14 protein-coding genes, 2 tRNA genes and 1 pseudogene are annotated in these 17891 nt (G+C 47.3%); 9 read left to right on the forward strand and 8 right to left on the reverse strand.

Annotation, left to right across the window (positions count from 1 at the left end; translation table 11 throughout):
• Positions 1–154: 154 nt before the first annotated feature.
• The 3 genes from FTU86_RS12850 to FTU86_RS12860 form a co-directional block, all read right to left on the reverse strand.
• Positions 155–469, reverse strand: coding sequence for a hypothetical protein (locus FTU86_RS12850; RefSeq protein ID WP_005180556.1), 315 nt, complete (start codon positions 467–469; stop codon positions 155–157).
• A gap of 82 nt (positions 470–551) precedes the next feature.
• Positions 552–1439 carry an SDR family NAD(P)-dependent oxidoreductase gene (locus tag FTU86_RS12855; protein WP_005180554.1) on the reverse strand — a complete coding sequence of 296 codons (888 nt, stop codon included), beginning with the start codon at positions 1437–1439 and terminating at the stop codon, positions 552–554.
• Between the two features lie 308 nt (positions 1440–1747).
• Positions 1748–3025 carry an O-acetylhomoserine aminocarboxypropyltransferase/cysteine synthase family protein gene (locus FTU86_RS12860; protein WP_005180552.1) on the reverse strand — a complete coding sequence of 426 codons (1278 nt, stop codon included), beginning with the start codon at positions 3023–3025 and terminating at the stop codon, positions 1748–1750.
• 316 nt (positions 3026–3341) lie between these two features.
• Here FTU86_RS12860 and ettA point away from each other — a divergent pair, with 316 nt between their 5' ends.
• A complete protein-coding gene (ettA, locus tag FTU86_RS12865) occupies positions 3342–5003 on the forward strand; it encodes an energy-dependent translational throttle protein EttA (RefSeq protein WP_005180550.1) in 1662 nt (553 codons plus the stop codon).
• 256 nt (positions 5004–5259) lie between these two features.
• Here the strand turns inward: ettA and FTU86_RS12870 are convergent, their stop codons facing one another.
• The 5 genes from FTU86_RS12870 to FTU86_RS12890 all read right to left on the reverse strand — a co-directional run bounded on the left by FTU86_RS12870 (position 5260) and on the right by FTU86_RS12890 (position 7960).
• A complete protein-coding gene (locus tag FTU86_RS12870) occupies positions 5260–5601 on the reverse strand; it encodes a hypothetical protein (RefSeq protein ID WP_005180548.1) in 342 nt (113 codons plus the stop codon).
• Positions 5602–5751: 150 nt separating this feature from the next.
• Positions 5752–5827: transfer RNA gene (locus FTU86_RS12875), tRNA-Glu, on the reverse strand.
• Between the two features lie 28 nt (positions 5828–5855).
• Positions 5856–5931 (reverse strand) — tRNA-Ala (locus FTU86_RS12880).
• 57 nt (positions 5932–5988) lie between these two features.
• Positions 5989–7497 (reverse strand): glutamate--tRNA ligase, encoded by a 1509-nt coding sequence (gene gltX / locus FTU86_RS12885; RefSeq protein WP_180048562.1) that lies wholly within the window; start codon positions 7495–7497, stop codon positions 5989–5991.
• Positions 7498–7648: 151 nt separating this feature from the next.
• A complete protein-coding gene (locus tag FTU86_RS12890) occupies positions 7649–7960 on the reverse strand; it encodes a hypothetical protein (RefSeq protein WP_005180544.1) in 312 nt (103 codons plus the stop codon).
• A 570-nt stretch (positions 7961–8530) separates the two neighbouring features.
• Between FTU86_RS12890 and FTU86_RS12895 the strand changes: the two genes are divergently transcribed.
• The 8 genes and pseudogenes from FTU86_RS12895 to FTU86_RS12930 all read left to right on the forward strand — a co-directional run bounded on the left by FTU86_RS12895 (position 8531) and on the right by FTU86_RS12930 (position 17743).
• Positions 8531–9550 (forward strand): sulfate ABC transporter substrate-binding protein, encoded by a 1020-nt coding sequence (locus FTU86_RS12895; RefSeq protein ID WP_005180543.1) that lies wholly within the window; start codon positions 8531–8533, stop codon positions 9548–9550.
• 186 nt (positions 9551–9736) lie between these two features.
• Positions 9737–10648 carry a 16S rRNA (cytosine(1402)-N(4))-methyltransferase RsmH gene (gene rsmH / locus FTU86_RS12900; RefSeq protein WP_180048561.1) on the forward strand — a complete coding sequence of 304 codons (912 nt, stop codon included), beginning with the start codon at positions 9737–9739 and terminating at the stop codon, positions 10646–10648.
• An 11-nt stretch (positions 10649–10659) separates the two neighbouring features.
• A complete protein-coding gene (gene ftsL, locus FTU86_RS12905; RefSeq protein ID WP_005180539.1) occupies positions 10660–10992 on the forward strand; it encodes a cell division protein FtsL in 333 nt (110 codons plus the stop codon).
• A 12-nt stretch (positions 10993–11004) separates the two neighbouring features.
• Positions 11005–12836: pseudogene (gene ftsI, locus FTU86_RS12910) on the forward strand (penicillin-binding protein PBP3).
• Positions 12837–12839: 3 nt separating this feature from the next.
• The gene (locus tag FTU86_RS12915) at positions 12840–14333 is read left to right on the forward strand and encodes a UDP-N-acetylmuramoyl-L-alanyl-D-glutamate--2,6-diaminopimelate ligase (protein WP_180048560.1); all 1494 of its coding nucleotides are present in this window, start codon (positions 12840–12842) and stop codon (positions 14331–14333) included.
• 12 nt (positions 14334–14345) lie between these two features.
• On the forward strand, positions 14346–15755 hold the full coding sequence (gene murF, locus FTU86_RS12920) for a UDP-N-acetylmuramoyl-tripeptide--D-alanyl-D-alanine ligase (protein WP_168395903.1): 1410 nt from the start codon (positions 14346–14348) through the stop codon (positions 15753–15755).
• On the forward strand, positions 15756–16874 hold the full coding sequence (gene mraY / locus FTU86_RS12925) for a phospho-N-acetylmuramoyl-pentapeptide-transferase (RefSeq protein ID WP_005180530.1): 1119 nt from the start codon (positions 15756–15758) through the stop codon (positions 16872–16874).
• Between the two features lie 65 nt (positions 16875–16939).
• Complete coding sequence (locus FTU86_RS12930) at positions 16940–17743, forward strand: putative RNA methyltransferase (protein ID WP_180048559.1); 804 nt, start codon at positions 16940–16942, stop codon at positions 17741–17743.
• The last annotated feature ends 148 nt before the right edge of the window (positions 17744–17891 follow it).

The following is a 17891-nucleotide window of genomic DNA, read 5'->3' on the forward strand; positions in this document are numbered from 1 at the left end:
TGATGGGAGAGCATGTTCAAGAGTGGATTCTAAATGTTCAGATAAAGACATAAAAAAATGAGCGTATTTACATACACTCATTTTTACTACATTTTACTAAAATTTGCTTAACTGACTGGCATTACCCAATTGGGAGGTTTTTTTATTGCCCTATTTAATTGACCATCGGCACAATCCAGCTACATAAAATCAGCATAATGCCCAAATGCCCCAGCTTGCGGGTAAAACTCACCAGTGGCGTAGGCGGCTGTTCCAGCTGTTTGGCATATTCCTGCAAACTCAGCTTATTGGCAGCTTTACTGGAAAATAAAAACACACCTAAATCAATACAGATCAGAATCGTGCCCACATCGGCAATCAATTCCATCAGCTCATAATCCTGATGATATAGCGCCATCGCCACCTGATAGCCCAGAAACAGGGCAAAGGCAAAACACCCATATTGCAGAATAAGGGAAAAGGTCCGCATAGTCTTACTTTAACTGTTCAAAATGAGGGGTTTTATAACATAAAAAGACCTGTCATTAGACAGGTCTTTAAAAAGGATTATTTTACCAGTGTTCACCCGGGAACAAACGGGCATACGCTTTTTGTACCCAGTTCAGCTTTTGTGGCTGACCCACCGAAGCCGATGAACTTGGGAACAGGTTATAACCAATCGACATCAGCTTGTTGTTAATATCCGGTGCAATCGCATAAGTAATTGAAGCCAAACGGCCTAAATGTGTGGCAATTTTCTTCGGACGTTTCACAATGGCATAGCAGATTAAATCGGCCGCCTGTTCCGGTGAAAGGGTAGGAACATATTTATACATTTTGGTGGGTGCGATCATTGGAGTACGCACCAGTGGCATATAAATGGAGGTAATTGCAATATTGTGTGAATGTACTTCGGCCGATAGACAGCGGCTAAAAGCATCCAATGCGGCTTTAGAGGCAACATAAGCCGAGAAACGGGTCGCATTGGCCAATACGCCAATCGAGCTGATGTTAATAATCTGGCCGCTACGACGTACCATCATTTGTGGCAGAATATTCATCACCAGACGCACTGCACCAAAATAATTCAGCTGCATGGTGCGTTCAAAATCGTGGAAACGGTCTAAAGATTCATGCACGGCACGACGGATTGAACGTCCGGCATTGTTAACTAAAATATCAATATGATCGACAGACGCTAAAATATCTTTTGAAGTCTGGTCAATGGCTTCCCAATCATTTAAATCACACGGGAAAATAGATGCTTTGCCGCCTTTGGCTTCAATCTCTGCTTTGACCTGCTCCAGGGTTTCCTGGGTACGTGCCACCAGCAGCACATGCGCTCCCGCCTCTGCCAGACGATAAGCGGTGGTCAGTCCGATACCACTGGATGCACCGGTAATCAGTACGGTTTTTCCATTTACTTTTTTCTTGAAAAGTTTCTCTAGTTTTGCCTTCACACTCGTATCCCTGCTTGATTAAAAGATCAGACTCAATGGTCTTTGTTATTTGAATTTTTGCGCCCAATCTTATTGGTTCGGGCTGTTATGATGGGCATTATAATAACCGAAGTTTAAAAAAAAGCTATAAAATAAGTGCTTGAAATTGAAAGTTATTTTAGAGTAATTGCTCTAATGGGGTGTTTTGGTGGATTGGTAAATTCTGCTTAAAATTTTTCGACAAAGCAAGTCCTTGTTTCTATGTTTAAAAAGCAAAAAGTCTGCCATTGCAGCGCAAAAGCAGACCGTTTGTCGTGAAATTGCAATAATTAGACGCTAGCCAGTGCCTGCTCCAGATCAGCAATCAAATCATCAATATGTTCAATGCCAATCGACAGGCGCACCATATCTTCACTTACCCCCGCCGCTTTCAGCTCTTCATCATTTAATTGTCGATGGGTGGTGGTAGCCGGGTGGCAGGCCAGACTCTTGGCATCGCCAATATTGACTAAACGGGTAAACAGTTGCAGCGCATCAATAAAGCGGGTGCCGCCTTCACGGCCATCTTGCACACCAAAGGATAGAATCGCAGACGGTTTGCCTTTAACATATTTTTGCGCCAGCGCATGTTGTGGATGATCTTTTAAGCCGGCGTAATTGACCCATTTCACTTTAGGGTGCTGCTGCAAATATTCCGCCACTTTTTGGGCATTTTCGGTATGACGTTCCATGCGCAGGCTTAAGGTTTCCAGTCCTTGTAGAATCAGGAAAACATTATGTGGGCTAATCGCTGCACCAGTATTGCGTAGCGGCACCACGCGGGCGCGGGCAATAAAGGCCGCTTCGCCCAAGGCTTCGACATAATTCACCCCGTGATAGCTTGGGTCAGGGGTATTTAGAGATTTAAAACGTTCAGGATATTTGCCCCACGGGAATTTACCGCTATCGACAATAATTCCACCAATCGAAGTGCCATGACCGCCAATATATTTGGTCAGCGAATGCACCACAATATCGGCACCAAAATCAAAGGATTTTTGCAGCACCGGTGTAGCCACCGTGTTATCCACCACCACCGGAATGCCATATTCATGCGCAATTTGGGAGATGGCTTCTAAATCAATAATATTGCCGAGCGGATTACCAATGGATTCCACAAAAACCAGTTTGGTTTTGTCATCAATTAGTTCGCGTAAGGCTTCCGGGTTCTGATAATCAAAGAAACGGACTTCGACGCCCTGTTTGGGCAACGTATGTGCGAACAGGTTGTAGGTACCGCCATACAGGGTTGAAACCGATGCAATATTATCGCCGGCTTCGGCCAGAGTCTGAATGGTATAGGTAATTGCCGCCATCCCCGATGCGAGTGCCAGCGCACCAATCCCGCCTTCGAGCGCTGCCACGCGTTGTTCCAGCACTGCCGTGGTCGGGTTCATGATACGGGTATAAATATTGCCTTGTACTTTTAAATCGAACAGATCGGCACCGTGCTGGGTATTGTCAAAGGCATAAGAGGTGGTCTGGTAAATGGGTACTGCCACAGCTTTGGTGGTCGGTTCAGGGGTGTAGCCAGCATGAATGGCCAAAGTTTCAGCTTTATACGTCATTTTTCGTTCATCTTGCGTGAGTTATATTTTGATCAAGTGTAGCAGGTCTATTTATGAAATAAAGAGGGAAATATCTGCAACAATTATCTTTAAATTTCATAAAGACGCCCTCATTTTAAAATTTCAACGGCGGATAAGGCTGCAATCTATGCCTGAATTTTGGGCACTTTAAAGAGTTGTAACAAAGCGTGGAAGATGAGGCCGATCCCTTATCTTTTTCTGGCTTTCAGGTATAATAGCCGATTATTTTTTCGCTCATTTGAGTAGGGGTGGCGGTTTTGCCCCCGAAATTGGTTTTTCTATTGAGGAGTCCTACGTGGCCCAATATATTTATACGATGAACCGAGTGTCGAAGATGGTTCCGCCGAAGCGCGAAATCTTAAAAGACATCTCTTTATCATTTTTCCCAGGCGCAAAAATTGGTGTGCTTGGTCTAAACGGTGCAGGTAAATCGACCTTGCTTCGTATTATGGCGGGCGTAGATAAAGATTTCTCTGGTGAAGCACGTGCACAGCCAGGAATTAAAATCGGCTACCTTGAGCAAGAACCACCGCTCGATCCAACCAAAGACGTTCGTGGTAACGTGGAAGATGGCGTGCGTGAAGCCCTTGATGCATTAGCGCGTCTGGACGAAGTATTCGCTGAATATGCGGCTGAAGATGCAGACTTTGATGCGCTTGCAAAAGAGCAGGAAAAGCTGGAAGCGATTATTCAGACTTGGGATGCACACAACCTGAATAACCAGCTGGAACAAGCTGCTGCTGCATTAAACCTGCCAGCATGGGATGCCGATGTCACCAAACTGTCTGGTGGTGAGCGCCGTCGTGTGGCACTGTGCCGTTTGCTATTGTCTAAACCAGACATGCTGCTACTGGACGAACCGACGAACCATTTAGATGCTTCATCTGTAGCATGGTTAGAACGTTTCCTGAAAGACTTCCCGGGCACCATCGTGGCGATTACGCACGACCGTTACTTCCTTGATAACGTTGCCGAGTGGATTCTGGAGCTTGACCGCGGACATGGTATTCCATATCAAGGCAACTATTCGTCTTGGTTAGAGCAAAAGAACGCGCGTTTAGAGCAAGAGCAGAAGCAGGAAGAATCTTTTGCGAAGGCATTGAAAAAAGAACTTGAATGGGTTCGTTCAAATGCCAAAGGTCAGCAAAAGAAAAACAAAGCGCGTATGGAGCGTTTTGAAGAGCTGAACTCACGCGAATTCCAGCAGCGTAACGAAACTTCTGAAATCTACATTCCACCTGGTCCACGTTTGGGTAACAAGGTGGTTGAGGTTGAAGGCATCAGCAAATCATTTGGTGATCGTACCCTGTATAAAGATTTAACCTTCACTGTACCACCTGCAGCAATTGTCGGTATTGTGGGTGAGAACGGTGCAGGTAAAACCACACTGTTTCGTATGATGACTGGTGAAGAGCAGCCAGATACCGGTACGGTAACACTGGGTGAATCGGTTAAAGTCGCTTACGTGGGTCAGATTCGTGACACGCTAGATGACAACAAAACCGTGTGGGAAGAAGTGTCTGGCGGTTTAGACATCTTACGTATTGGTGAATACGAAATTGCGTCACGTGCTTATATTGGTCGCTTTAACTTTAAAGGCCAAGATCAGCAAAAACGTGTTGGTCAATTGTCAGGTGGTGAGCGTAACCGTTTACAACTGGCAAAAATCCTGCAAATGGGCGCTAACGTCATCCTGCTCGATGAACCGTCAAACGACCTGGACATCGAAACTTTACGTGCGCTTGAAGATGCAATTCTGGTCTTCCCGGGTACCGTGATGGTGATCTCGCATGACCGTTGGTTCCTGGACCGTATTGCAACGCACATCTTGTCATTCGAAGGTGAAACCCCTGAATTCTTCACTGGTAACTATGCGGAGTTCGAAGAATACCGTCGTAAACGTGATGGTGATGACCTGATTACCAAGCGTCAGAAATATCGCAAAATTGGTGGTTAATCCCATCTAAATAAAAAACCAGCCTTCGGGCTGGTTTTTTTATGTAGTTTGAATAGAGAGCTATAAAGAGATGGGTATTATCCTGGTCGCGCTATATAGATATAGAAGGAAGGCGTGTAGCGATCGCAGGAAGTGTGCAATACTTTTAGCACTTCATTGAAGGAGATGATTTTTTACCTTTTTATAATCATGGGCTGGCGTTGGGAGCTATCCTGATCAACGCCAGATGCAGCTTTGTTTGAATCAATGAGAAAAATCAGATTTCCCACTCATGGTTGCATTCGCGGCATTTCCATTTCTTCTGGTTTTGCATAAAAGCCTGCATTGAAATTTTAAAATCTGGCAAATCACGATAGAACATGAAGCCGGCAATTAAACAGATCACAAAGACAATTACGGTTGCTGTTTGCAGGGTAGTGCCCGCACCATCACCAAAAATCCACATTGCAATGCTAATCAGCACCAGCAGCAATAAAATAAAAATGGCTGGAATCAGAAATACCAGGCTTTTTGGCACCACCGGACGTGGAGCTGCTTGGCCTGCTTGCGCAACAGGCATGATTTTCGGGCTTTGACACTTCGGGCAACGGTATTGCATTACAACTCCAAAATTCTAATCTGTGGTTTATTTTAATCGGAATACATCAGAAAGCAAAAAAGCACAGCAAAATAAAACAACAGGCAATAAAAAACCCAAGTCATAATGCTTGGGTTTTTTATCAGATCACTTTAAAAGTGAGCTTAAATATGGCGTCCCTACGGGGATTCGAACCCCGGTTACCGCCGTGAAAGGGCGATGTCCTAGGCCTCTAGACGATAGGGACTTATTGAGGCAACACAATTATGAAACCATGGTGGAGCCAAGCGGGATCGAACCGCTGACCTCTACAATGCCATTGTAGCGCTCTACCAACTGAGCTATGGCCCCAGTCTGTGTGAGCGCTATATTATGAAGATAATGCTCACACGTCAACAAAAAACTGCATTAACTTGCATCAACTGCATCATTTTTCGGCAATTTTAAGCTTTCATTGAGTTTTTCCCAAGCTTTTAGCTCTTTTTTGCTTGGTCCACCCACAATTTCCAGCGCATGGCGCAGGCGGGCAAAAGTTAAATCCGGACCAATAGTGACCATGGTCTGCATCACTGGCGTAGAGGCAGTTGAACCGGCAATGGCAATAAAGAATGCCGGCATAAAGTCGCGCAGTTTAATTTCCATTTGTGCGGCCAGGTCCATTAAGGTCTGGCTCACGGTGTCATTGTTCCAGGTGAACAGACTTTCCAGACGCCAGATGGCAAACTGCAAGCTTTGACGAACCTGTTCTTCAGACAGTTTTTTATTTTCAAACTGTTCTTTTGAAAGTGTCGGGAAATGGTTGAAGTAGTGCGCAGACCAGTTCACGGCTTCAGATAATAAGTTGATACGTGGCTGAATCGCGGCAACAATTTCTTCCAGTTTGGCACGATCAGCTTTCCAGGCTAACAAGGTATCCAGCAGTTCAGCCGGAGAAAGGGCTTTAATCCACTGACCGTTGAGCCAGTTCAGTTTTTCCACATCAAAGATTGGACCGCCCAAAGACACACGGTTGATGTCAAAGTGTTCAATCATTTCCGCCAGGGTGAATTTTTCACGCTCGTCTGGCATTGACCAGCCCATGCGGCCCAGATAGTTCAGCAAGGCTTCTGGCAGTACACCGATGTCTTTATAGTAGTTGATTGAAGTCGGGTTCTTGCGTTTTGACAGTTTGGATTTGTCCGGGTTACGCAGCAGCGGCATGTGGCACAGTACTGGCATATCCCAGCCAAAGTATTGATACAGCAACTGATGTTTCGGTGCTGATGGGATCCATTCTTCACCACGAATGACATGGGTGATTTGCATTAAATGGTCATCGACCACGTTGGCTAAATGATAGGTTGGCAGGCCATCGGTTTTTAGCAGAATCTGCATGTCGACTTGCGCCCAAGGAATTTCCACTTCACCGCGTAGCATGTCGTTAAATTTACAGATGCCTTCGGTTGGAATTTTCATGCGGATTACGTGTGGTTCGCCTGCCTCCAGACGACGCTGAACTTCTTCGGCAGAAAGCTGTAAACCGCGACCGTCATAACGTGGAGATTCGCCACGTGCTTGCTGTTCAGCACGCATCTGGTCCAGTTCTTCTGCAGTCGCGAAGCAGTAGAAGGCATGACCTTTTTCAACCAGTTCCAGGGCATACTGTTTATAGATGTCCATACGCTCCGATTGACGGTATGGCGCATGTGGGCCACCCACATCTGGACCTTCTGACCAGTTCAGGCCTAACCAGCGCAAAGAATCAAGAATCATTTGTTCAGATTCAGGGGTCGAGCGCAGCTGGTCGGTATCTTCAATACGCAAAATAAATTCGCCGCCATGCTGTTTGGCAAAGCACAGGTTAAACAAGGCAATATATGCAGTGCCTACATGCGGAAAACCGGTAGGAGAAGGAGCAATACGGGTACGAACAGTCATAATCAGTAATGAGTCAGAATGTAAATTGGAATCTATTATAACGAAAAAGCCTGATCACTTAATGCTTTATTCTGCATTCGATGATCAGGCTGCAACAGCACGCGGCTTGAGGGGGAGTCAGTCGCGCGCAGGTTCAGTTCAATCCGGTCAATTAAGACTGGTTTGAGCTGAAAAAGGATTGTACAAAACGGCTAAAACGCTGGTTTTGTGAAGCAAAGAAATTCTGGGTTGGCGCTGCTTTAATTGACGTCATCATTTTCAGGTCATTATCGGCTTGCAGCTTGTCTGTTTTGGTGGTGCCTAACTGTTCTTTTTGCTGCAACAGGGCTTTTTCAATGAGGGAAGGTTTTGCTGGCGTCATTTTCACCGCAGTATGGGTATTTTTAACCACTGCCGTATGGCTGGTTTGCGCCATCAGGCCCAATCCTAAACTTAAACACAGTACATAGACTGACTGTTTCATCCTGATACTCCCCCAAACTGGTTTTGGATTTAATTTTTTTACGTTGTGGCTACTATATAACCACAGATAAAATGTAAAAAGTAAGAACTGCATCACACTTTTTACAAAAATATAAAAAATGTCAGGCTACTGGTTACTTCTATTCACATTTCGCTGTTGAGTACATGTTTTAGCAAATAACTGTGAAGAGAAAGTGAAGATCAGCAACAAAACTTATCTTATATCATATTTTTTTATATATAATTATGCAAGTTTCGCATTTTATTGATATGTAACTGGGTATTTAGGTGAATGGATCAAGCGCGGGCTATCTCATCTTAATCTTGCTTTAAATCAGGACATCTCGTTAAGCGTTTGAAAGCCGGGTTTATTCATATTTTTGAATATCTATTCCATAAAAAGCTATAACCTGATTTTGGCCCATCGGTTATGCTGCTTTTTAAAAGAAAAACAAATGATTAAAAGAAAAAATTGCCCATCTTAAAACGAAAGTAAAAATTTTTCTGAATTGCGATTTATGATTTTATTTCATATAGTTAGCATTAATGTAGATAACCTATTTGTGCTGTCATGAAATCTCAAATTAAAGCTTTATTTTCAGCGGCTTTGCTGGCAACCGGCCTTGCGGCAACAGTCAATTCTGCCCAGGCAGCAGATCGTCAATTTTTAAACGTGTCTTATGATGCGACACGCGAATTCTATGATGAATTTAATGCCTCGTTTGGTGATTACTGGAAAAAGCGCACCGGTTTAAGCGTGAATTTCAAGCAGTCTCATGGCGGTTCAGGCAAACAGGCGCGTTCAGTGGTCGATGGCCTGAAAGGTGATGTGGTGACTTTGGCACTGGCCAACGATATTGAAGAAATCGTCAGATCGGGCCAGATCCAGCCGGGTTGGCAAAAAGAGTTCCCGCATAACTCGGCACCATATACCTCAACCATCGTATTTATGGTGCGTAAGGGCAATCCAAAGCACATCAAAGACTGGACCGATTTAACCAAACCGGGCGTACAGATTATTACCCCAAACCCGAAAACCGGTGGTCTGCCACGTTGGGTATACCTGTCTGCATGGGGCTATGCATTGAAACAGCCGGGCGGCAATGAAGCCAAAGCCAAAGATTTTGTCAGCAAGATGTATCACAACGTTAAAGTGATGGACTCTGCAGCACGTGCCTCAATGACCACTTTCGCAGAACGCGGCATTGGCGATGTACTGCTGACCTGGGAAAACGAAGCGCTGGTGACCCTGAAAACACTGGGTAAAGACAAGTTTGATATTGTTTATCCATCGATGTCGATTTTAACCGAGCCTTCAGTGGCAATTGTTGACCGTACCGTAGAGCGCAATGGCAACAAGTGGCTGGCAACCGGTTATATCAACTATTTATATTCACCGCTGGGACAGGAAATGGCAGCCAAACATTTCTATCGTCCACGCAATGAAAAGGTACTGGCCAAGTATGCGCATCAGTTCCCGAAACTGAAAACCTTCACCATTGATGAAGTATTTGGTGGCTGGGCCAAAGCGCAGCAAACCCACTTTGCGAACGGCGCCATCTTCGACCAGATTTATAGCAGCAAGCGTTAATCATCTGCGGACTGGTTAAAAAATAAATTCAAACAGCCTCCTTGTGAGGCTTTTTGAATATTTGGCAAAATCACAAAACGGTTTTCTCTATGAAAAGTAATATTTCTGTACAAAAAGTCGTTTGGAGCTTTGTCAAAACAAGGTAATAATGTGCAGTTAAATTTTGGCTGTATTGATTGAATCCTTATGTCGCATATTTCTGTATTACTCCACGAAACTGTTGATGCCTTGCTGGCAGAATGCAATACAGGAATTTATGTCGATGGCACCTTTGGCCGCGGCGGGCATACCCGTTTATTGCTGTCCAAATTAGATGAACATGCGCGTGTATATGCCTTTGATAAAGACCCACAAGCCTTAGCGGTTGCAGCAGAACTGGAACAGCAAGATCCGCGGTTTAAAATTATTCATGCCAGCTTTGCCGATTTAAAGCAGGAACTGGCCGCACGTGGTATTGAACAGGTCGATGGCGTGATGGCCGACCTGGGCGTATCGTCTCCGCAGCTGGATCAGGCTGAACGTGGTTTTAGCTTTATGCAGGATGGCCCGCTGGATATGCGTATGGACAACTCGCAAGGTGAAACCGCGGCAGAGTGGCTGCTGCAGATTGAAGAAGAAGCACTGGCCAATATTATTTTTAAATATGGCGAAGAACGTTATAGCCGCCGTATAGCTAAAGCCATTAAAAACGCCGGTTTGATTGAAACCACCGGCCAGCTGGCCGAAATTGTAAAAACTGCCCATCCAAAATGGGAAAAGCATAAACATCCGGCAACGCGAACATTTCAGGCCATTCGTATTGCTATTAATAAAGAATTAGAAGATATTGATATTTTCTTGCCTCAGGCCGTGGAAGTGCTGAAGCCTGAAGGCCGTCTGGCGGTCATTAGCTTCCACTCTTTAGAGGACCGTTTGATTAAACAGTTTATTCAAAAAGAATCAAGCTTGGCAGAAGATACCGGTTGGGGGCTGCCGCAAGTACAACAAGATACCCGCCGTTTAAAAAAGATTGCTCGTATCCGTGCGAGTGAAGAGGAAGTCAAAGCCAATCCGCGTTCACGCAGTGCGTGGCTGCGTGTGGCTGAAAAGTTAGCTTGAACAGGCGAAGAATGAAAACCAAAGCAGTTGAAAACAATACAGAACAGTCACGACTGAAAAAAATGGTCGTCTATTTGATTTTGTTGGCCCTGGTGTTTATCAGTGCGCTCATGGTGGTCTTTCAGGTGTTTGAATATCGACATGATTATCGTCAGCTCAGTTCTTTTATGCGTGAGCGCGATGATCTCAATGCCGAGTGGGGCCGTCTGCTGATTGAACAGCAGACCTTTGGTGCCACCGCCCAGATCGGGACACGTGCCGTAACCCAGTTACGCATGTATTCACCACCCACCGCACAAACTGTGGTGATTTCATTGCCGACGACTTCAGAACAGAAACAATAGGGCTGGCTGTACATGGTAAATTCGCGTAAGAAGCAAACAGGTAAAAAACAGCAGTCTGTTACCCAAAAAAGCAGTTTAAATGTCGATATGTGGCGCTTCTACCTGATGTGGGGAACGGTGCTGCTGGTCTTTGTGGCGCTGGTCTGCCGGGCCTTTTATGTGCAGATTATCAATCATGATTTTCTGCAGAATAAGGCCAATGCCAATATTCTAAGAACTGAAAAACTCAAAGCCATGCGCGGCGTGATTTACGACCGGCATGGCGTGCCTTTGGCGATTAGTACCCCCATCATGAAAGTGGTGATTGATCCGCGTGATTATTTTGAGGCCAAAGAGCTGTATGACGACACCATGGCCGAGCTGGCCAAAGACCCGAATAACCGCAAACTCAAGCGTCAACTGCCCAATAAAAACCTGAATCTGGATGAACTGGCCGATGCGGTGGGCATGGACCGTCAGGAATTGCATCAGAAAATGCATGAGCGTCCGCGTTCGCGTTATCTGGTGCTGCAAAAAGAAGTACCGCCACAGCAGGCGGAGCTGATCCTGAAGCGCAACTTCCAGGGTGTCTATACCGAGAAAAACTATAAGCGTTATTATCCGCAGCCACAGCCGAATGCCCAGATTATTGGCCTGACCAATAGTGAAGGCACCGGGATTGAAGGTCTGGAAATGCAGCTGAACAGCCGTCTGGCTGGGGTCGATGGCGAACAGCAAATTATCCGTGATAAACGTGGTAACCGGGTTAAAGATCCGGAAGTGATTAAAGAAGTCGAGCACGGTGAAAATATCACTTTAAGTATCGACTCGCGCCTGCAATACATCATGTATCGTGAACTGACCGCTGCCGGCGTGGCCAATAATGCCCGTTCTGCCACAGCCATTGCAGTCGATGTGAAAACCGGTGAAATTCTAGCCATGACCAGCTGGCCATCGTATAACCCGAATGACAAAAAGGGCCTGGAGAACAAAGATGCCATGCGTAACCGCGGGGCAGTCGATTCCTTTGAGCCGGGCTCGACCATGAAGCCATTTACCGTGGCCATGGCGCTGGAAAGTGGTAAATATTCGGCCAATACTGTGGTCAATTTAGGGGGTGGTTCGATGCGTGTTGGTAACCATACCATCCGTGATACCCGCAATTATGGCAATTTGACCCTGGCTGGCATTATCCAGAAATCGTCTAACGTCGGCGTGGCGAAAATTGCCCTGTCTTTGCCCTATCCAACCTTGCCCACCTTCTATAAACGCTTGGGCTTTGGCCAGCGTTCGGCTGTGAAATTCCCGGGTGAAAGTGCCGGCCTGATTTTACCGCCAAGCAAGTGGAATGTCTCTGAAGTGGCAACCATGTCCTATGGTTATGGTCTGAATGCGACCGTGCTGCAACTGGTCGATGCCTATGCCATGATTGCCAATCAGGGCAAAAAACTGCCGCTGAGTCTGTATAAGTTGGAAGGCGAAGTGCAGGGCGAGCAGATTCTTGACCCGAAAATTGCCGAGCAGGTTCTGCTGATGATGGAAGCGGTGACCTTACCGGGCGGTACTGCGCGTCAGGCCAATATTCCGGGTTATCGTGTTGCCGGTAAAACCGGTACCGCACATAAATTGCGTGCCGACCGCAAAGGCTATTCGCAAAATGAATACCGCGCCCTGTTTGCCGGAATTGCACCGGTCAGTGACCCGCGTCTGGCCATGTTTGTGGTGGTAGAAAACCCGACCGGTCAATACTATGGCGGTCTGGTCGCTGCGCCAGTGTTTGCACGGGTGATGCAGGAATCCTTACGTTTAATGAATGTACCTTTAGATAAACCTTTAGATACAGCACAAATCCAGTAAATAGGTGATGAATGTCCATTACATTTCAAGATCTTTACACCGTTGAGCATGTTGCTGGATGGATGTCACAACCCTTTGCCGGCTTCAGTTTAGACAGCCGCAAAGTTACAGCAGGGCAAATTTTTATTGCCCTGACCAGTTTTTCGCAGCCTGAAAAAACCGTCCAGTTTGCCGAAGCAGCGTTGGCACGTGGCGCGTTGGCCATTATTGCAGAAACCGATTTGGGTCTGCCGAATCAGCTGATCGTACCGGAGGTACGTCACTTAATGGGGCAGTGGCAAAAACAGTATCTGCATGCCACGCAGCCGCTGCAGGCTGCACGTATTCTGGCGGTTACCGGTACCAATGGCAAAACCACCATCGCCCGTCTGATGGCAGAACTGCTGATGTTACAGCGCAAACCGTGTGCGGTGATGGGCACCACCGGCAATGGCATTTTGCCGAATCTGGAAGCCTCTTCGCATACCACGCTGGATGCCTTACAGCTCCAGCAGGCCCTGCACAGCTATGCCCAGCAAGGCGCTGAATTTGCGGCAATTGAAGCCAGCTCACATGGACTGGAGCAAGGCCGTTTAAATGGCTGTGCGATTGAAATTGCCGTGTACAGCAACTTAAGCCGTGACCATCTGGATTATCATGGTACGCTGGAGGCCTATGCCGAAGCCAAAGCTGCGCTGTTCCGTTTTGCCAGCTTAAAAGTGGCCATCATCAACTTGGATGACGCCTTTGCGGAAGTTATGCTGACCGCCGCGCGTCAGAATCCGGCACAACCGAAAATCCTGACCTATTCCACCACGCAGGCGGCGGATTATCAGGTGCAGAATATCGAATACAGTCTGGCTGGCGCGCAGTTTGAACTGATCAGCGCCCAGCAGCGTTATCGTGTACACAGTCCGTTACTGGGCCATTTTAATGTGGAAAATCTGGTGGCCAGTCTGATTGCCGTTGAGCAGGCCGGATTTGACTTGTCGGATTTAATTGCCAGCGCGCCACAGCTGCAAGGTGCACCGGGACGGATGCAGGTGATTCGTGATGGCGAACGTCTGTTTGTGGTCGATTATGCGCATACACCAGATGCCTTGAAACAGGTGTTAATTACCCTGAAACGGCATGTATCGCAGCAGCTCTGGGCTGTCTTTGGCTGTGGCGGCGATCGTGACCGCGGCAAACGTCCGTTAATGACCCAAGCCGCGCTAGAGCATGCCGATATCGCCTTGCTCACTTCGGACAATCCACGGACTGAATCGCCTGACCAGATTTTTGCTGACATGCAGCAGGGCATTGATTTTAGCGGCCACAGCTATCATGAAATCCGTGATCGTCGTGAAGCGATCAAGTTTGCGGTGAAGCAGGCCCAGCCGGGCGATATCGTGGTGATTGCCGGTAAGGGTCACGAAAATTATCAGGAAATTGATGGGGTGCGACACTGGTTTGATGATGTCGTTGAAGTACAGGCTGCAATTGATGCCCAGCATCATGCTACCAGCTCTGCTTATCCCGCCTAATCAGGAATTCTTATGCATACTTCAACCACCAGTACTGCGGTCCTAACGCCGTGGAGTGCAGCACAGTTACAACAAGCCACCCAGGGTTATTGGCTGAATGGTCGTACGCCAAGCACTGAAATTAAGCGGATTTTAACTGACTCCCGTCATGCTGAAGCCGGCGATGCTTTTCTAGCACTGAAAGGTGAGCGTTTTGATGCCCACGATTTTGTGGCGCAAGTGGCAGCCAGCGGCTGTCAGGTGGCGCTTGTCAGCCAGCCAGTCGATGCCGATATTTTTCAGTTGGTGGTGCCGGATACCCGCTTGGCACTGGGCCATTTGGGCGCTTATCGTCGTGCTCAATATCCCGACCTGAAAGTGATTGCCTTGACCGGCAGCAGCGGCAAGACCACCACCAAGGAAATGCTGGGCAGTATTTTATCGCGTCTGGCGCCGACCTTAATTACCCGCGGTAACCTGAATAATGATTTAGGCGTACCGATGATGTTGCTGGAGCTGCGTCCGGAACATCAATATGCGGTGATGGAGCTTGGGGCCAGCCATCAGGGTGAAATTGATTATACCTCACAGCTGGTACAGCCACAGGTAGCCGGGATCATTAATATCGGCACCGCACATCTGGGCGAGTTTGGTGGTCGTGAGGGTATTTGCCGGGCCAAATCTGAAATTTATGCGCATATTGTGGCAGATGGATGTTCGATTGTACCGGCCGCAGATGACTTTGTTGACACAATCCGTCAGGCGGTTCGCACTGAACAGTGCCTCAGCTTTGGTAACGGCGGGGATGTGTTTGCCACCGATATCGAGCTCCAGCCACAAGCGGCCCGTTTCCAGTTGCATACGCCGCAAGGCGTGCGTGCAGTCGATTTACCGTTTGCTGGTGAACATAATATCCAGAATGCTACAGCCGCAGCGGCGTTTGCGCTGGCGATTGGCATTGGTCTGGATGATATTGTTGTCGGACTGGAACAGGCCCAAGGTGCCAAAGGTCGTCTGAATTTTATTCAGCACGGTGCGCATCTGTTGATTGATGATACCTATAATGCCAACCCGACCTCAATGCGGGCGGCCGGTGAAGTGCTGGCGCAGCAGGAGGGGATTCGGGTCATGGTCATCGGTGATATTGGCGAGCTGGGTGCATCGGCGGCAATTGAGCATTATAAGCTCGGCCGAGATTTGGTGTCGCTCAAAGGCCTGAACTTTGTGGTGGCGGTGGGCGAATTTGCCCCGGCCAGCCAGGAAGGGGCACGCAGTACCCAATACGGCAAAAAACTCCAGGCCTTCCTGAATCAGGAACAGGCCTTGCCATTTTTAATTAGTCTAGTCGAAACACATCAACCTCAGTCCATGAGTTTCCTGTTCAAAGGTTCTCGTTATACCCATATGGAAACGTTGATGACTGCATTGATGGAGAAACTTTAAATGCTGTTATGGTTGTTTGAACAGCTTGCGGGCTATCACAGCTCGTTTCAGGTGGTTCGTTATTTAACATTACGTTCATTGCTGAGTGTCCTGACAGCGCTCGGGATTGGTCTTTTGCTTGGACCAGTGATGATTCGTAAGTTACAGGCATTAAAATACGGTCAGGCAGTCAGCTCGTTTGCGCCAGAAGGGCATGCAAAAAAAATGGGTACCCCGACCATGGGCGGTGTGCTAATTTTACTGTCGATTGGGATTTCGACCCTGCTCTGGGCCGATCTTTCCAACCCCTATGTCTGGATTGTGCTGGCGGTTATGGTGATCTTCGGTGCGGTTGGCTGGGCCGATGACTGGATTAAAATCCGCTATAAAGACAATGCCGGACTACCGGCACGCAAGAAGTTCTTCTGGACTTCGGTGGCCTCTTTGGGCGCAGGTATTGCGCTGTATTATATTGCCACACAGCAGCCGAACCCGGCGCAAACCGCCGATATGCTGGATGTCTTAATTCCGTTCTTTAAAGATTTCAGCATTCCGTTATCCATGATTCCACTGGGTATTGGCTTTATTATTTTCACCTATCTGGTGATTAATGGTGCTTCCAATGCGGTGAACCTGACTGATGGTCTGGATGGTCTGGCGATCATGCCAATTGTACTGGTTGCGGCCGGTTTAGGTGTATTTGCCTATCTGGCCGGTGATGTGCGCTTTGCCGATTATCTGCATATTCCTTATGTCAAATACGCCTCTGAACTGGTGGTGATCTGTGCCGCCATGATTGGTGCCGGTCTGGCCTTCCTCTGGTACAACGCGCATCCGGCGCAAGTCTTTATGGGTGATGTCGGCGCTTTATCGTTAGGCGCGATGCTCGGCACAATTGCGGTGATGGTGCGTCAGGAAATCGTCTTTGCGATTATGGGTGGCGTGTTTGTGGTTGAGGCGATATCGGTCTTCCTGCAAATCGGCTCACTGCGGATGCGTAATAAACGCGTGTTCTTAATGGCGCCGCTGCATCATCACTATGAAAAGAAAGGCTGGCGTGAAACCCAGGTGGTGATTCGTTTCTGGATTATTACAATTATGCTGGTGGTTTTAGGCTTAATGACCTTAAAATTGCGCTAAGCAAATTGAACTGAAAAGTCGGCGCTTGCCGGCTTTTTTTATGGCAGCAAGCTTGGGAGAAAAACATGAACCTGCTGATGTGTCCTGTCTGTCGTCAGCCCTTAAGCCTGACCGACCGAACATGGCGCTGTGACAACAAGCACAGTTATGATGTGGCCAAACAGGGCTATGTCAATTTGCATGTGGTGCAACATAAGCACAGTAAAAATCCGGGCGATACCCCGGAGTCTGTACAGGCGCGCCGGGCATTTTTAAGTGCAGGACACTATGCGCCGCTGCAGCAGGCGGTGGTAGAGAAAATTCGCAGCCTGCGTATTGAAAACCTGCTCGATATTGGCTGTGGGGAAGGCTATTACACCAACGCCATGCAGGCTGAAGTGCTGCAATGTGTGGGCGTCGACATTGCCAAAAATGCAGTACAGGTGGCGGCCAAGCTGAATAAAGGCGTGACCTGGGTGGTGGGAACCGGTGCGACTTTGCCGGTTTTGGATAAATCAATTGATCTGTGTACCAGTCTATTTAGTCCGATTCCAAAAGCGGAAATTCTGCGGGTGTTGAAACCGGAAGCTTATCTGATGGTGGTAACCCCGGGACCGCAGCATCTGTTTGCGATGCGCGAAGCCTTGTTTGAAGAAGTTAAAGCGCATGAGCCGCAGAAGTTTGTGGAACAGCTAAAAGATGCGTTTGACTTGGTCAGTGAAGATGTGGTTGATGCAGCAATGTGCTTAAATCAGAGCGATTTAAAACATCTGATTGCGATGACGCCATATGCCTATAAGGCCAAACCGGAACGCCGTCAGGCGCTGGAGCAGCAGGATCAGTTCCCGCTGAATGCGCAATACCAGATGTATCTGTTTCAGAAAAAGTAAGTCCTAAAAAAGCCCTCAACTGAGTAATGCCAGTCAGTTAAGCAAATTTTAGTAAAATGTAGTAAAAATGAGTGTATGTAAATACGCTCATTTTTTTATGTCTTTATCTGAACATTTAGAATCCACTCTTGAACATGCTCTCCCATCA

Origin of the sequence: Acinetobacter sp. YH12155 (assembly GCF_013418255.1) — a bacterium.
In the GTDB taxonomy this organism is placed as follows: Bacteria; Pseudomonadota; Gammaproteobacteria; order Pseudomonadales; family Moraxellaceae; genus Acinetobacter; species Acinetobacter indicus.

Bases quoted from the DNA above. Each gene is read 5' to 3' on its own strand.
- FTU86_RS12850 (WP_005180556.1), bottom strand. From the start codon at position 469: ATGCGGACCTTTTCCCTTATTCTGCAATATGGGTGTTTTGCCTTTGCC.
- FTU86_RS12860 (WP_005180552.1), bottom strand. From the start codon at position 3,025: ATGACGTATAAAGCTGAAACTTTGGCCATTCATGCTGGCTACACCCCT.
- FTU86_RS12870 (WP_005180548.1), bottom strand. From the start codon at position 5,601: ATGCAATACCGTTGCCCGAAGTGTCAAAGCCCGAAAATCATGCCTGTT.
- gltX (WP_180048562.1), bottom strand. From the start codon at position 7,497: ATGACTGTTCGTACCCGTATTGCTCCTTCTCCTACCGGTTTTCCGCAT.
- FTU86_RS12890 (WP_005180544.1), bottom strand. From the start codon at position 7,960: ATGAAACAGTCAGTCTATGTACTGTGTTTAAGTTTAGGATTGGGCCTG.
- FTU86_RS12895 (WP_005180543.1), top strand. From the start codon at position 8,531: ATGAAATCTCAAATTAAAGCTTTATTTTCAGCGGCTTTGCTGGCAACC.
- rsmH (WP_180048561.1), top strand. From the start codon at position 9,737: ATGTCGCATATTTCTGTATTACTCCACGAAACTGTTGATGCCTTGCTG.
- ftsL (WP_005180539.1), top strand. From the start codon at position 10,660: ATGAAAACCAAAGCAGTTGAAAACAATACAGAACAGTCACGACTGAAA.
- FTU86_RS12915 (WP_180048560.1), top strand. From the start codon at position 12,840: ATGTCCATTACATTTCAAGATCTTTACACCGTTGAGCATGTTGCTGGA.
- murF (WP_168395903.1), top strand. From the start codon at position 14,346: ATGCATACTTCAACCACCAGTACTGCGGTCCTAACGCCGTGGAGTGCA.
- mraY (WP_005180530.1), top strand. From the start codon at position 15,756: ATGCTGTTATGGTTGTTTGAACAGCTTGCGGGCTATCACAGCTCGTTT.
- FTU86_RS12930 (WP_180048559.1), top strand. From the start codon at position 16,940: ATGAACCTGCTGATGTGTCCTGTCTGTCGTCAGCCCTTAAGCCTGACC.